Source organism: Allomuricauda sp. CAU 1633 (assembly GCF_017313225.1).
GTDB lineage: Bacteria > Bacteroidota > Bacteroidia > Flavobacteriales > Flavobacteriaceae > Flagellimonas.
This window is the reverse complement of the sequence record NZ_JAFLNE010000010.1, coordinates 52253-68042: the sequence shown is the minus strand read 5'-3', so window position 1 is coordinate 68042 and position 15790 is coordinate 52253. Positions and strand designations below refer to the sequence as shown.

The window sequence follows — 15790 nt, the reverse complement described above, 5'->3', positions numbered from 1 at the left end:
TATCCTAGCAGTGCAAAGCCTCTATTTTAACAGAGTTGAGACTTTTTTATACTCAATCCAAATTATTTCCAAACCCTTTTCAAGAAATTGATGAAGTTCTGACTTGTCATTTTTTTAATGTCTGATGCAGAATACCCTCTTTTTGATAACAATTCAGGGATTTTCTGTAAATCGGCAATAGTATCTACATCATAAGGTCCCTGTTCAGTACCAAAACCACCATCCAAATCGGTTCCGATACCTACATGGTTGGTATTTCCGGCCAATTGGCAAATGTGGTCCATGTTGTTGATCATAATCTCCAAATTAACGCCCATTTCTTTGGGGTCCGATTTTCCACGCACCCAGTTCGGAACCATCATCCAAGCATCCAATGCAATCCCGATGACGGCTTCTCTTGAAACCAATTCCTTAAGTTGCTCATCCGAAAACTGACGGTTGTGGTCCACAAATTTTCGGCAAAGCTGATGACTGGCCCAGACCGGACCGTTGTAGACATCCATGGTTTCCCAAAAACTTACATCGCACAAATGGGTGGCATCCAAAATAAGATTGAGTTCCTCAATTTTTTTGAGCAATTCCCGCCCTTTGGTTCCAATTCCACCAACCGAATCCGTGCCGTGGGCATACACCCCAGGCCCATAATGTGCAGGCCCGATAGCTCTGAGGCCGGATTCGTATGATTTTTCCAAATACCCCATGTCTACAATGGAATCCGCGCCTTCAAGATTCAAGATATAGCCAATGGGCTTTTTACCTTCGTTGCTTTTCCAAAGTTCGAGGTGGTTTTCCAAGCTTTCCGTATCGGTAATTTGAACCATTTCCCCTGCGGCTTCCATAGTTTTGTACCATGCCAGTTGCCCTTGGGTCTGTGCCCAAGCTTGATGTTGGGAATGCCAGCCGGGAAGCGGATTGTCCTTTTTTACGTATCGTGCAATTTGTGTGGCTACACAAAGTCCGATATTCCCTTTTCGCATGGCGGGAAAGGAAACCGTATTGTTTCCCCGGTCAGGCTTGTCCGTTTTTCCTTTTTCTCGTTCCCGAATTTCCGAAACGGGCAGGGTAAGGTCGCGATTCCACTCCATGGCATTCATGGCGAGGTCTAAATGGACATCAAATAGAAACATACAATGGATTATGGGTGAAGTTCGAACATGGCCTCAATTTCCACGGGGATGTTTTCAGGGAGCATCATGCCCACGGCGCTTCGTACCCCGATGCCATTTTCTTCTCCGAAGACATCGGCCATCAACTCACTAAAACCATTAATGACGTAGGGATGTTTACCAAAATCCGGAGTACAATTGACCATTCCCAACACCTTGACAACTCTTTTGATTTTATCCAAACTACCAAAATGGGTGATGATAGTAGACAGCATGGTCAACCCCACTTGCCGGGCAGCCAATTTAGCTTGGTCTGCATTCAGGTCATCCCCGGCACGACCTTTCATCAGGGAACCATCCAGATTAACGGTGCCTTGACCTGAGACATATAAAAAATTATCCACGACCAATATGGGTCTATAGACTCCGGCAGGTGGCGGAGCAGGGGGGAGTTGAAGCTTGAGTTCCTCAACTCGTTTTGAAGGTGAAGTATTCATATTTTCTTAGATTATCGTATTTAAAGCAAGTACGCCAAGGAGTCCCATAATCCCTACCAAGGTTTCCATGACCGTCCAAGTGGACAGGGTTTCTTTTACTGAAAGGTTGAAATATTCCTTGAACATCCAAAACCCTGTATCGTTGACGTGTGACAGCATTAAACTTCCGGAGCCAATGGCCAAAACCATCAATTCTGGGCTGGTTCCCGTCCCTGACGCCAAAGGGAGTGCAATTCCAGCTGCGGTTAAACCTGCAACCGTAGCTGAACCCACACTTACCCGAATGGCGGTGGCAATCAACCAGGCCAAAACCAAGGGCGATATGCTGGAGCCTTTGAGGCTATCGGCAATATAATCGCTCACATGGCTATCAATCAGCACTTCCTTTAAGGCTCCAGCTCCAGCAATGATCAATAAAATCATGGTAATGCTGGAAACAGAGGACGAAATCGAATCCATTAGGGTGGACATATCTTTGCCTTTGGCCAATCCCAACGTATAGATAGCGAGTAGCACAGAAATCAATAGCGCAATTACTGGATTCCCAATGAAGGTTAGGATGTTTCTCAAAAGACCTTCTTCCAGAAAATTTTCAGCTGCAATGGCAACCCCAATCAATAAAATTGGAGATAAGGCTGTAAAAATACTTGTAAAGGTTGATGGCAGTTCTTCTTTGGGAATGATATTGGGATTATAAAATTCTTTGAGTGGTTTTGCTTCAACATTTTTAATGGTTCGGGCAAACAAAGGACCTGCCACAATAATGGCGGGAACTGCAATGATGAGTCCGTATAGCAATGTTTTTCCGATATCCGCATTGAACATGGCCGCTATGGCCGTGGGGGCAGGGTGAGGAGGGAGGTACCCGTGCGTCACTGATAACGACGTTAGCATGGGGAGCCCCACATAAAGCAACGGTAACCCCGTTGAAATCGCGACTGTGAATACCAAGGGAATCAAAATAACAAATCCTACAGAGTAGAACATAGGGATTCCCACAATAAAACCAGTCAGTACCATGGCCCATTGCACATGTTTTATTCCGAATTTATTCACTAGCTGTGTAGTAATCTGTTGAGCGGCTCCACTATCGGCGACCAGTTTTCCCAACATGGCCCCAAGTCCCAGAATCAATACTAAAAAGCCCAAGGTATTTCCTATACCTCGCTGGATGGATTGGACCAAATTGGCTAATTCCATTCCTTGAAAAATACCTACGAAAAGGCAGACGATTATGAAGGCAAGGAAGGCATTGAGTTTAAATTTGGCGATTAAAAGAAAGAGCAGCAGAATACCTAGAACGGCAATTAAGATTGGCATATTTGGATGGTTGTTTGTAGTTGTGTGCTGTAGGCTAAAATAAGGATTTAAACCAAATGAAAGATATTGGCTATTGATTTCAAACCGCAAGTTTTGGGTTTTAAGGAAACAAAAAGCCTTCCCTGCAAAGGCAGAGAAGGCTTTACATGTAAAAGTTATGCTAAGAATTACTCGATCAACTCACCTTGATTCCGAAACACGAGTTCATCATCAAAGGAGTCCAAGAGTACCATACTGTCCGATGTAATGTTTCCAGAAAGCAGTTCTTTGGAAAGATTGTTCAATACTTCTTTCTGAATCAATCTTTTTACAGGTCGTGCACCATATTGTGGATCGTACCCTTTGGCAGCCAGATAATCGATGGCTTCTTGGGTAGCATCCAACGTAATGTGCTGCTTGGACAATAGCTTCTTCAAGCTGTTCAACTGAAGCTCCACAATGGCCTTGATATCAGCCTTGTTCAATGGAGCAAACATGATGATATCATCAATCCGGTTCAAGAACTCGGGACGGATGGTCTTACGCAACAAGCCCATCACTTCCACTCGGGCTGCTTCCGAAGCACTTTCCATATCCACAGCATCTTCAAACTTCTCTTGGATGATATGGCTTCCCATATTGCTCGTCATGATGATGATGGAGTTCTTAAAATCCGCCACACGTCCTTTGTTATCGGTCAACCTACCTTCGTCCAATACCTGTAACAAAATGTTGAAGGTATCCGGGTGTGCTTTTTCAATCTCATCCAGCAAAATGACGGAGTAGGGTTTTCTGCGAACCGCTTCGGTCAACTGACCTCCCTCGTCATATCCCACATACCCCGGAGGAGCACCCACCAATCGGCTCACGGAGTGGCGCTCTTGATATTCACTCATATCTATTCGGGTGATGGCATTTTCGTCATCGAACAAATAGGCGGCAAGGGTTTTGGCCAACTCGGTTTTACCGACACCGGTAGTACCCAAAAAGAGGAACGAACCAATAGGTTTTTTCTCATCTTGCAATCCGGCCCTACTTCTGCGAATAGCATCCGAAACGGCTACAATCGCCTCATCTTGACCCACCACACGCTTGTGGAGCACATCTTCCAGCTTCAGGAGTTTTTCGCGCTCACTCTGCATCATCTTGGTCACAGGGATTCCGGTCCATTTGGCCACAACTTCGGCAATGTCCTCATAGGTGACCTCTTCCTTAATCAATGTGCCTGCCGTCTGCTGCTCTGCAAGCTCATCCTCCAATTTATCCAGTTTTTCCTGCGCTTCCTTGATCTTTCCATAGCGTAACTCGGCTACTTTTCCGTAATCCCCATTTCGCTCGGCACGTTCGGCTTCAAGTTTATAATTTTCGATATCCTCTTTTGTTTTTTGGATATTGTCCACCACCGTTTTTTCGCTTTCCCATTTGGCAAAAATCTCTTTTCGGTCTTCTTTGAGATTGGCCAACTCCAAGTTCAAGGTTTGCAATTTGGCCTTGTCGTTTTCACGTTTAATGGCCTCAATCTCAATTTCCAACTGCATGATTTTTCGGTCCAACACATCCAATTCTTCGGGTTTGGAATTGATTTCCATCCGTAGTTTGGAAGCGGCTTCATCCATAAGGTCAATGGCCTTATCGGGCAAAAATCGGTTGGTGATATAGCGTTGTGATAGCTCAACCGCACCAATTACCGCCTCATCTTTGATGCGTACCTTGTGGTGCGCTTCATATTTCTCCTTGATACCCCTCAAAATGGAGATGGCGCTTTCGGTATCGGGTTCGTCCACCATTACCTTTTGGAACCTTCGCTCCAAGGCTTTGTCCTTTTCAAAGTATTTTTGGTACTCATCCAAGGTAGTGGCCCCAATGGCCCGAAGTTCACCTCTGGCCAAAGCAGGTTTTAATATGTTGGCGGCGTCCATCGCACCCTGTCCACCTCCGGCACCTACCAACGTATGGATTTCGTCAATGAAAAGGACGATGTTACCATCTGAGGAAGTAACTTCCTTGATAACGGCTTTCAATCGCTCCTCAAACTCACCTTTGTATTTTGCACCGGCAATCAAAGCACCCATGTCCAAAGAATAAATGGTTTTCTCTTTTAGGTTTTCGGGGACGTCACCTTGCACAATCCGATGGGCCAAACCTTCAGCGATGGCAGTTTTACCCACACCGGGCTCACCAACCAACATGGGGTTGTTTTTGGTCCTACGGGAGAGAATCTGCAATACCCGTCGGATTTCCTCATCACGACCAATAACAGGGTCCAATTTGCCGTTATCAGCCAGCTGATTAAGGTTTTTGGCATATTTATCTAAAGAATTATAGGTTTCCTCGGCACTTTGCGAGGTTACCTTTCCACCTTTGCGCAATTCTTGGATGGCAGCGTTCAGGTCTTTTTCGGTAACGCCTTGGTCTTTGAGAATCTGTGCAATTTTGCTTTTTGATTTAAAAATGGAAAGTAACAAATGCTCTACCGACACAAACTCATCGCCCATGTTTTTTGCAACAATACTTGCTTCGTTCACGGTTTTTCCAGCTTCCCTAGAAAGCATGATTTCCCCTCCAGATACTTTGGAAAAGCTCTGGAGTTCCTTGTCCAAGATTTGGTTGAGGAGTGCTACGTTAACGTTCAATTTCTTCAAAATGAACGGAAGAACGTTTTCATCGACCTCACCAATAGCCTTGAACAGATGTTCGTTCTCTATTTGTTGATGGCCAAATTCCTGGGCCAATTGCTGCGCCCTTTGAAGTGCCTCCTGTGATTTTATGGTAAAATTGTTAAAGTTCATAGTCTTTGTTTTTTGGATTAAAGTCAACAATCTTACCAATACCAACTTACCGTCAAAATGTCTGAAAAACCCTGAAAACAAAAGACATTTCGTCAGTTGTAAGCTTTTTTATGGTTCCCGACATATCCCTTAAATTTGCATTATGGGAATATTTGACAGTGTTTTTGGAAAGAAGGAGAAATCAGTGGAGGAAAAGAAGCAATTGCCTTGGATTCACTTGGAGTCTTTGGAGCAGTTGGATGAAATAGTGAAAAAATCAAATGGAAGGCCCCAGGTCATCTATAAGCATTCCATGACTTGTGGAATAAGTAGTATGACATTGAGGATGTTCAATGATTCATATGAGATGGATGCGCAGTGTGATTTGTATTTTTTGACCATACAATCGCATCGAGAAGTATCTGATGCCGTTTCATCCAAGCTCGATGTTCGCCATGAATCTCCCCAATTACTCATCCTAAAAAATGGGAAAGTGAGCTTTCATACTTCGCATGGGGCGATTGCAGAGATTAATCTAAAAGATTATTTGTAAAATCAGAGGAAATTATCAGTTCGAGCAATTTATTTTAATAATTGCTTTTGAAAGATTTTTCCTTAAAGAAAAACCCAAGAAATTTTAAGGATTTCCCACAGTAGGCTTTAGGTGGAATTTTTTAGCTTGCGGGAGCAGCATTCCCCAATCTAACATTTTCTAAAACCTACTTATCATGAGAAAGTCTACTTTCCCAAAATTTGCTGCAACCTCATTTTTTGTTTTATCTATTCTTTTTTCCTGTGAAAAAGGAAGAGCCGTTGGTTCTGGAAACCAACCAGGACGTCAATGCTAAGGCAGGTCCTTACACCCTAAACTCGGTGGACATGGAGGGTATTCCAAAGATTACCGATTTCCTGAGTTCCCGGGCAGGCAAGGATATTTTTAAAGCCTCGGCCACAGGAAAAGATGACGGGCCCACTATTGCCGAGGAAGTAATTAGGGTCAACGATTCCTTGGGGCAGTCCAATTACTCGTTTCACTTTACGCTGCCCGACAGTGCTGAAAATGAGTTTTACAATTTAGTAGTGGGCAAGTCGGAGGACGGACAACCACAGGAGCCTATGGTTTTTCACTATGTCTGCGACCCCGACTATTTTGAAACGTTTGAACAGAGTGGTTTTGACCCCACGGCCTTTGTAGGAACAATGAGCCTGTATCCTTTTGACCAAATTTTCAGTGATGGCTCCCTTTCCAAGGATATTTGCGTGGAACATGACCAATATGGCGATCCTATTCCGTGTATCAGGACCAATGTTACGAACGGTTCCGGTGGTGGTGGAGCAGGTACTAGCATGGGCGGGGCACAATTTAGCAGTGGTTTTGATTCACCTACTGTGGCCAGCTATTCCATTTCTATCACCGTATACCACGTAACGCCTGATGGTAGGACCTTTACCTATGGGTCGGGCAGTGTTTGCCAACATCCCGGGGAGTGCCAGGTCATCTACGAGATGTCCACCAAGGCGAACAACAAGGCCACGGACAGGGGCTGTACCAAATGCCCAAGTGCTCCAGGGGGCGTGGCCGCCAATATGGCCAGCCGCACAAAGCTACTTGTTAATGGACTTAGGACTAAATTGGCACTTTCTACCAGTGAAATAAATTTTCTGCTCAACAATAGAAGATTGACAGAGGACATTGTCGCCTATCTCAGGCAGCATACCAATGCTAAGGCCAAACAATTTGCAGGTTGGGTAGTGGATTTCAGTATGTTACCAAATAGTCCCTGTGGGATAGGCCATGATTGTGTTAAATCCATAAAAGTAATGGCAGATGGATTACGGAAATTTCATGGGGAGGGCGGACAGTTGATAGCGCAGTACTTTGAAAGTCTTATTTCTGATTTTGATTCATTTACAAAGAATGACCTACAGGCTTTTTATGATACTGCCAAGGCAATCACGGAAGATTATAACAACAGAATGTTCGATTCTGTATCAGGTGGTTTTGTCGCAGGAGTGACCCCAATTTTAGAAATAGCACTATTTGAAGTTGGTGCTCCAGTTACCATAAAGATGCTCCAAAGAATTCCCATCTCCTGGGTGTACAGGGGAACACGTTTGAACAATATGGTAAAAAAGGTTGGGCTAATGGGTAAAATGGGATATAACAATAGTACAAGAGAATTTGCAACCAATGCGCCTGTTACCAAGGCAAGGGAACTCTTCAACTCATTGACCAAGCATGCAATATCAAAAACAACCGAGTCAAATGGCTTGATAAAGGCAAACATGGGGAATGGAAATTTTATAACTTATAGGCCTATAACGGCATCAAGTAGCAATGTTCCAGCTACCTTATCTTTGGATTTTAGGGCAGCAGGAATTTGGACCCAGGTGAGAGATGTTAAATTTATTCTGCCATGATAGTGGAAAACATTTTTGATGAACAAAATTTGGATCTTTTTATCCCCAATGATGGAGTGGAGTTCATTTATTCTATACTTCAGAACCTAGGATACCGTGATTTCACTACTAAAAAAGCCAGAAAACATGGGTTAGATGTACTGAACAAACTTTTTGAACTAGATTTAATTGAAATATTTAGTTGGGGCAAACATCATGACTTACTTAACAATCTAAACCTGACCAAGAATCAAACAATAAAATTAATTGATAACATTTGGTTTGTTGGAGCCGATTTTGAAGACTTCCTTAATATGCCCATGTTCAGGCACAAAGATTGGTATTTAAAAGCCTTGGACAACGAGGGGCTAACATCGACTACAAATTGGAAAACATTTGTAAATGAAAAAATAGGAGATTTGGAACAATGGATAGAAAAAAACAGGCCTAAGGAATAATTAAGTGAACAAGGAGAGGAGAACTTTTGTTGAAGGAATTGATTAAATACCCATGGCATATGTAATTTAACCAAACTAATCCCAACTGACCATTGAAATTGAGAGCGTCTTTACTTTGCAGTTTATCATTTTTATGGGTTTCCTGTGATTATGGGGTTGATTTCGAAGTACAGAATGAGACCGATAAAAATATAGATTCTTTAATTATCACCAATGGCTTTGATTCATTGAAACTTTATGATATTGATTCTGGAGAAAAAAAACTGGGCTTCCTTGATTTTAATAAAAAAACTCCCAAGCAAGATGGGGCATATACCGTTCAATTATTCACAAAAGATTCTAGTATAAAAAAGCCTTTTGGTTATTACTCCAATGGTCTCCCATTGGTTGATTCGTATGTCATAATTTTAAAAAAGGATAGCATTTATATTAAAGAAGATGTTGAATAATTCTCCGTTTACAAAAAAGAGCATAGGAGAAATGACAAGGTATTCAGATAGTTGCGCTGTCTAAAGCAGTCTTCGCGACAGGGATTTTGGCATGTTGCCCAACAAGCCGTGTGGGATTGGCCATGATTGTGTTAAATCCATTAAGGCTATGGCAGATGGATTGCGGAAATTTCATGGCGAAGAGGGGAAAATGATGGCGGAGTATTTTGAAAGTCTTATTTCTGATTTTGGTTCTTTTACAACAGGCGACCTTCAAAGTTTCTATGATGTCGCCAAATCAATTACAGAAAGTTATAACAACAGGATGTTCGATTCTGTATCAGGCGGTTTTATTGCGGGAATAACCCCAATTTTAGAAATTGCACTATTTGAAGTTGGTGCTCCAGTAGCCATAAAACTGCTGAAAAAAATTCCTGTTTCTTGGGTGTATAGGGGGGCAAGGCTTAATAACATGGTGAAAAAGGTTGGATTGTTGGGAAGGATGAGCAATTCTGGAAACCATATTAGAGAAGTTGTCACTAATGCTCCTGTGACCAAGGCAAGGGAACTATTTAAAACCTTGACAAAACATGCGGTATCAATAAAAAATTTACCCAAAGGAGTTGTAAAAGCCGACATGGGAAATGGTAACTTTATAATCTATAGGCCAATCACAGCATCTGGAAGTAATGTACCAGCAACAATAACTTTGGATTTTAAGGCAGCAGGGATTTGGTCTAAAGAAAGACACATTAAATTTATAGCGCAATGACTACAAAAGAGCTCTTCGACCCAAAGCACATTGACATATTTATACCTGATAATATAGAATTTATTTCTTTTATTCTGACGTCATTAGGCTACGGTAATACAAATGAATCTTCAGAAGAAGCAAGGGAACATGGGCTTGACACCATAGAAAAGCTATTGGAATTAGAGCTTATAGAGGTTTTCAGTTGGGGGCATTATGAAGATAAATTGAAAGGCAAGGAAATTCCATTGATAAAAAAAATGCGATATATGGCGGAACTATGGCCCAAAGGTGCCAAAAGAGGGGATTTTTATGAGATGCCCATGTTCAAATACAAGGATTGGTATTTGGAAGCTTTGGAAAGAGATGCAAAGGATTTTGATACTTATGAAGACTTTTTTAAGAAAATAGGAAACCTAGAACAATGGATAGAACAAAACAGGCCCAAGGAATAAATAGGTTCTTTTTGGACCATGTGAGCCTATTGTAATAAAAATTTATCGTTAATTTGTAACTATTCCCCGCAGCATACCCCCAAATTTTTACGGTTTTAATCCAACAATTCAAATTTTGTTCATGAAACCTTTTTAGGGTTTTCAAAAAAAAATGAATTGTTAAAAGTACTACTTATGCAAAGCAGAAATAGAAACTGTATGGCAACGGTTTGGGTCATTTTTATCTTTGGAGTGTTCCAAACCACGATTTATTCCCAAAACAAGGGGCAATTGATCAAAGGCAAGGTGTCCGATGGCGTAGACCCCTTGCCCGGGGTCAATATTACCATAAAAGATGCCGATACGGGAACACAAACCGATGCAATAGGAAACTACTCCATTTTGGCTTATCCGCGCGATGTTTTGGTTTTCAGTTATATGGGCATGAAATCCGTTGAAATCATTGTTGAGGATGTCACCTCCGTTTTAAATATTGAATTGATGCCCATTATTCAAGAGTTGGATGAGGTGGTGGTAGAAAAAAGAAGAAAGAAAACTCGAGAGGAACTGGAGTTGGAATATGCATCCAACAAGCGTTTGGTAAAATCAGTCTTCGGTATTTTGGATGGGGAGCGCTCGGGATTTTCATTGAGGGTGATTGATGCATCGGAAATAAACCTGGTTGCAGGCAGTATTGCAAATGTTATACAGACAGAGTTTCCCGGTGTTCGGACACGGAATTGGACCAATCCACGGACGGGGACTTCGGGTCCCGCTATTTTCTTGAACAGGACGGCATCTTTTGGAAACGCAAAACCGGTCATATATGATGTTGATGGGGTGATTTTCGAGGATGCCCCACCAATTCCTATTGAAAACATTAAACGAATCGCTTTAATCTCAGGAGTTTCTGGCACCACTCGATATGGAGGCATAGCCTCTGGTGGTGTGGTTATCATAAACACAAACCAAGGGGTCTATGTCAGGGAACCAGGAACAGATAGTCCCTACGACTTGGCTAAATTGAGGAACAATTTTTTTGAGGAATCAAACACCAAGGAGTACCAAAGGAATGCCCTGCCAAAATATTTAGAAGAATTGTTGGCATCCAACACTTTTGAGGAGGCCAAGAGTATTTTTGAGAACCATCGTAAAGTCTACGGAGGCTCGCCTTATTTTTACTTGGATGCATTTTTCTATTTCTCGGATGCTTGGCAGGATAAAGAGATAAGTTGGGAAATCAATGAACATATCCGTTCAAGTTTTGAAAACAATGCGGTAATTCTTAAGACATTGGCCTATATGCTGGAAAAAGCGGGTAGGGGAGATTTAGCTCTGGAAGTATATCTTCAGGTCTTCAGATTAAGGCCAGCTTACGGACAGTCCTATAGGGACTTGGCCAATGCCTATTCCGAAATGGATGATTACAAGAATGCATTGAAATTTTATGCCCGGTATGTTGAATCAAGAAAATTACGTAAAACGTCTGCTCCATCTATGGGTATAGATTCCATTGTGCTGACGGAATTGAACCAATTGCTCAAGAAAAGGTCTGCCGAATTGGAGGAGGCCCATATTCTCTTCGACGAAAATACCATATATGGAACACGACTATTATTTGAATGGTCCAATACTGAGGCAGAATTTAAAATTCAGTTTGTAAATCCACAAAAACAATACTTCATTTGGAACCATACTTTGGAAGAGAACTATGATAGGATAAAAGATGAAAAAATAAAAGGATATTCCTCGGAGCAGTTTTTTATGGATGAAAACCTTGTTGGTAACTGGCAAATAAACCTCGATTATTTAGGAAATAAATCCTTTGACCCTACCTATATGAAGGCAACGGTTTGGACCAACTACGGTACTCCTTTTGAAAACAAAAAACTGTACTTTTTTAGATTATCCGAACAAAATGTAAACCAAAAAATATTTTCTGTCAAAAATAATCCAATGTTGGAAAGTGCAAGCAAAAGATGAGGAAATGGCGATTTCTAGATGGTTCTATTTGATATTTTTTCACCTTAGAAGACAGACAATAAGCTCCATAAAAAAAATCCCCGGCAACCGCCAGGGATTTTTATTTTAATTGAATTGATATTGTGAGACAATGTCTTTCAGCCTTGCTTTAAGGTCTTCCCCGGCATCATATACCATTTGTTCGTTGGACGGGAAGGGAACCTCCCGGGCATTCAAATAAATTAAAAGGTCATCTTCCAAAGCTCTTTTGTCCCCTTGAAAGTTGGCAAAAATATGCTCAAACACAAACTGACTGGCTAGGGGATAGGCATTGATTTCCTGTCCGCTTCTTAGGTCGGTAAACCGAACCTTGGCTCCAATTTGAGCGCTCTTGCTCTGTGTAAATTGAAAGAACCTACAGGTAACGGTACGCATTTTATCTACTTTAATGTCATTGCCCAAACTGTCCTTTGCCACATTTCCATTGGCATCCAACGCATATTCCCATCCGTCTTTGATTTGACGTTCTTTGATGATTTGGGTTTCGTTGACGCGCTCTGGGGAAATATTGATTTCCATAAAATCCAAATTCATGGCGTAGTCATATTTTATGTTGGACAAAGGGTTGGTGTGGTATTGCAACCAAAAATTATCAATACCAAAAGCATTGAAGTCCAATAGCTCTTCTTCTAATCGCTCTGGGATAATCTGCTCAGTCTGATTGGCAATTTCCACACGGACAAACTCCAAGCCTTTGTTATAAGCCTCGTCCATTTTGGCAACAGTTTCCTTATAACCAGGATTGATGTCCTGCAAATACTTCAAATCGTCATAAGCTGCTCTGTAATCGGCTTTGTATTTAGCGGAAGCCAAAAGACCTAGGGCGCTTTCATACAAATGTTCGGACAAGTCATCCTTTGTATTCAAAATTTGATTGTCGTAATTGACAAATTTAAATCGCGCATCCCTACCTTCTTCATAAATGGTGAGGGGCAACAAAGGTCTGATACGTTGTTGAATGTTCTTTAATCCCAAATACTTGTTGTAGATGGTTTCCAAATTGGCTGGGTTGCCATCATTCTGCAGAAAAGCGATTTCTTGTTGTTCTCTTTCCGCGTTCTTGGCAAAAGCCTCTTCCAAAAGGGTGATGTACTCCTGATTTCCCTTTTTGGTCTTGTTCTCAGCCAAGTTTTTTATGGCCTTGTTCATGGCGGTATGGTAGTTACCGCTATTGAGGGCTTCTTGGGTTTTTTTGACTCCTCCGCAGGCGGCAAGTAAAACCAATACAGTGATAAGTAGAATTTTTTTCATGGTTTTTTGATTTATTGGTTATGGATGGTTTTTCAATTGCTGTGCCAAAAACCAATATTTTTATAACGAAAAAGGTTGAACGGTAGTATAGTATCGATGAAATACTAAAAAACAACTCATTTTCAAGGGGTTAATGAGGAACGGGAAATTGTTAATTGCCGTTTGATAAAATCCACTCCATAGCTACTTTTTATGGATGAAATTCAACATGCAATTCGTAATTTTGGCCTTTCTTATAATTAAAGGCAAGATGCAAAGAGACCACAAGATTTTTGAATTAATAGCGCAAGAGAAGGATAGACAAATTGAAGGTATTGAATTGATAGCTTCGGAAAACTTTACCAGTCCACAGGTTATGGAGGCCGCTGGTTCTGTATTGACCAACAAATATGCCGAGGGCTATCCCGGAAAACGCTATTACGGAGGTTGTGAAGTGGTGGATGAAGTAGAACAACTTGCCATAGATCGTGCCAAGGAGTTGTTTGGAGCGGTATATGCCAATGTGCAGCCCCATTCAGGTTCCCAAGCCAATGCATCGGTCTACCACGCTTGTTTGAATCCCGGCGATACCATTTTAGGATTTGATTTGTCCCACGGAGGACATTTGACCCATGGTTCGCCCGTAAATTTTTCAGGAAAATTGTACAATCCGGTTTTCTATGGCGTGGATGAGGAGACTGGAATGTTGAATTATGATAAAATTCAGGAGATTGCCGATAAAGAAAAACCACAATTGATCATTGCGGGTGCCTCTGCCTATTCCCGGGATATGGATTTTAAACGGTTCAGGGAGATTGCCGATAGTGTTGGGGCTATTTTGGTCGCAGATATTTCGCATCCTGCAGGTCTAATTGCCAAAGGAATTTTAAACGACCCCATTCCGCATTGCCATATTGTAACCACTACAACCCACAAAACGCTTCGTGGACCACGAGGTGGACTTATTTTGATGGGTGAAAATTTTGATAATCCTTTTGGCATCAAATTAAAAAATGGAAATCTGAGAAAAATGTCTGCTTTGTTGGACTTGGCAGTTTTTCCAGGAAACCAAGGAGGTCCGTTGGAGCATATCATCGCAGCCAAAGCCATTGCATTTGGTGAGGCTCTTTCCGATGAGTACTTGCATTATATGATTCAGGTGAAGAAAAATGCCGAGGCCATGGCCAAAGCGTTTATGGCGAAGGATTACAAAGTAATTTCAGGAGGAACTGACAACCACATGATGCTCATCGACCTAAGAAACAAGGGTATCACGGGTAAAGATGCTGAAAAAGCATTGGAAAAAGCAGCCATTACCGCTAACAAAAACATGGTGCCTTTTGATGATCAGTCTCCGTTCATTACTTCAGGTATTCGTTTTGGAACTCCTGCTATAACCACTAGGGGCTTGAAAGAATCGGATATGGAAACTATTGTGGAATTTATCGATGAGGTAATCACTGACCCTGAAAACGAGGCCCATATTGCTGAAATAAAACAAAAGGTCAAAGATTTAATGAAATCCAGACCTTTGTTTAATTCGTAATGGTTGGGTTGTTGGTTGTACGGTTTAAGATTGCCCCTTAAACGTATTTATTCCAGAAGAAAAAGATCTTCATGACAGAGTTCCTTGTCATTTAGGGAATATATCATTACCCGGTGGTGTACTTTGTCTTCAAAATATAAGCCCCAATAGTCAAAATAGCTGCTTTGACTTTTTTTGGGTTCAAAAACATTTTGTGCATTTCCCTCATAGACAGGAACAAATACCTCATAGGGCATCTCTGTTAGGCCTTTGGTAAAATAGACAAAGTGTTCGCTTATTTTGGCAAGGATGGCACCTGTTTGTTTTGGAATGCTGAACTCACTTGTTCTGGAAACAACGATGGATGTATCCTTGTAGTGAAATGAGGCTTCAACGATATCCAATGAATGGCTGTTCTGGGCATTTAATTTTTCCAATGCTTTCGTAAAACTGGACGACATCTGTATCTGACTTTCCTGAGGATAGCTAAAATTGCCCCAATCGCCCCCATTAAAGTGGCGAAGGATTTCCGTAAGGCCAAAATTGAAATTCAAGTCAAGAATCAACTCAGCTTTGTTATGGGCACTGTTAAAATGGCATTGCATTTTGGCTTCTGCAAAAAATTCTCTTTCCAAGGTTTTGATGAACTCATCAACACCATTGACGGCCTCAAAAATCTTTGCACCGCTAAAGTGGAAATTAGGATCGTTCTTTCTTCGGGATGACATGTTTTTCAGCGTTATAATTTCGTACCACTAAAGTTAGAACGATTCTTTTTTTTTGGATTGGAGGAAATCCTTAAAAATTTTAGGGTTTTCCCATTATTTGTAGGGTTTTTACCTCAAAAAGAAGTGATATAAATTACGGTAATG

Annotated in this window: 14 protein-coding genes; 8 read left to right on the top strand and 6 right to left on the bottom strand. The window is 41.5% G+C overall.

Annotated elements, in window-relative coordinates; all coding sequences use genetic code 11:
• Positions 1–62 precede the first annotated feature (62 nt).
• The 4 genes from J0X14_RS17915 to clpB form a co-directional block, all read right to left on the bottom strand.
• Positions 63–1127, bottom strand: a complete 1065-nt coding sequence (locus J0X14_RS17915) for a dipeptidase (protein WP_207099199.1) — start codon at positions 1125–1127, stop codon at positions 63–65.
• An 8-nt stretch (positions 1128–1135) separates the two neighbouring features.
• Complete coding sequence (locus tag J0X14_RS17910; RefSeq protein WP_207099198.1) at positions 1136–1603, bottom strand: RidA family protein; 468 nt, start codon at positions 1601–1603, stop codon at positions 1136–1138.
• Positions 1604–1609: 6 nt separating this feature from the next.
• The gene (locus J0X14_RS17905; RefSeq protein ID WP_207099197.1) at positions 1610–2923 is read right to left on the bottom strand and encodes a gluconate:H+ symporter; all 1314 of its coding nucleotides are present in this window, start codon (positions 2921–2923) and stop codon (positions 1610–1612) included.
• A 167-nt stretch (positions 2924–3090) separates the two neighbouring features.
• A complete protein-coding gene (clpB, locus tag J0X14_RS17900) occupies positions 3091–5691 on the bottom strand; it encodes an ATP-dependent chaperone ClpB (protein WP_207099196.1) in 2601 nt (866 codons plus the stop codon).
• 142 nt (positions 5692–5833) lie between these two features.
• Here clpB and ytxJ point away from each other — a divergent pair, with 142 nt between their 5' ends.
• The 7 genes from ytxJ to J0X14_RS17865 all read left to right on the top strand — a co-directional run bounded on the left by ytxJ (position 5834) and on the right by J0X14_RS17865 (position 12124).
• Positions 5834–6223, top strand: a complete 390-nt coding sequence (gene ytxJ / locus J0X14_RS17895; protein ID WP_207099195.1) for a bacillithiol system redox-active protein YtxJ — start codon at positions 5834–5836, stop codon at positions 6221–6223.
• Between the two features lie 242 nt (positions 6224–6465).
• The gene (locus J0X14_RS17890) at positions 6466–8091 is read left to right on the top strand and encodes a hypothetical protein (RefSeq protein WP_207099194.1); all 1626 of its coding nucleotides are present in this window, start codon (positions 6466–6468) and stop codon (positions 8089–8091) included.
• A complete protein-coding gene (locus J0X14_RS17885; RefSeq protein WP_207099193.1) occupies positions 8088–8528 on the top strand; it encodes a hypothetical protein in 441 nt (146 codons plus the stop codon). Before J0X14_RS17890 ends, J0X14_RS17885 begins: the two co-directional genes overlap by 4 nt.
• Positions 8529–8626: 98 nt before the next feature.
• Positions 8627–8977, top strand: a complete 351-nt coding sequence (locus J0X14_RS17880; protein ID WP_207099192.1) for a hypothetical protein — start codon at positions 8627–8629, stop codon at positions 8975–8977.
• 148 nt (positions 8978–9125) lie between these two features.
• Positions 9126–9728, top strand: a complete 603-nt coding sequence (locus J0X14_RS17875) for a hypothetical protein (protein ID WP_207099191.1) — start codon at positions 9126–9128, stop codon at positions 9726–9728.
• Entirely contained in the window at positions 9725–10162 is a 438-nt protein-coding gene (locus J0X14_RS17870) for a hypothetical protein (RefSeq protein ID WP_207099190.1), read from the top strand. The genes J0X14_RS17875 and J0X14_RS17870 overlap by 4 nt, the downstream gene beginning before the upstream one ends.
• Positions 10163–10336: 174 nt before the next feature.
• On the top strand, positions 10337–12124 hold the full coding sequence (locus tag J0X14_RS17865; RefSeq protein WP_207099189.1) for a tetratricopeptide repeat protein: 1788 nt from the start codon (positions 10337–10339) through the stop codon (positions 12122–12124).
• Positions 12125–12229: 105 nt separating this feature from the next.
• Here the strand turns inward: J0X14_RS17865 and J0X14_RS17860 are convergent, their stop codons facing one another.
• A complete protein-coding gene (locus J0X14_RS17860) occupies positions 12230–13414 on the bottom strand; it encodes a hypothetical protein (RefSeq protein WP_207099188.1) in 1185 nt (394 codons plus the stop codon).
• Between the two features lie 250 nt (positions 13415–13664).
• Between J0X14_RS17860 and glyA the strand changes: the two genes are divergently transcribed.
• A complete protein-coding gene (glyA, locus tag J0X14_RS17855) occupies positions 13665–14939 on the top strand; it encodes a serine hydroxymethyltransferase (RefSeq protein ID WP_207099187.1) in 1275 nt (424 codons plus the stop codon).
• A gap of 47 nt (positions 14940–14986) precedes the next feature.
• On the opposite strand, the gene J0X14_RS17850 is transcribed toward glyA, so the two are convergent.
• A complete protein-coding gene (locus J0X14_RS17850; protein ID WP_207099186.1) occupies positions 14987–15646 on the bottom strand; it encodes a hypothetical protein in 660 nt (219 codons plus the stop codon).
• Positions 15647–15790: the final 144 nt, after the last annotated feature.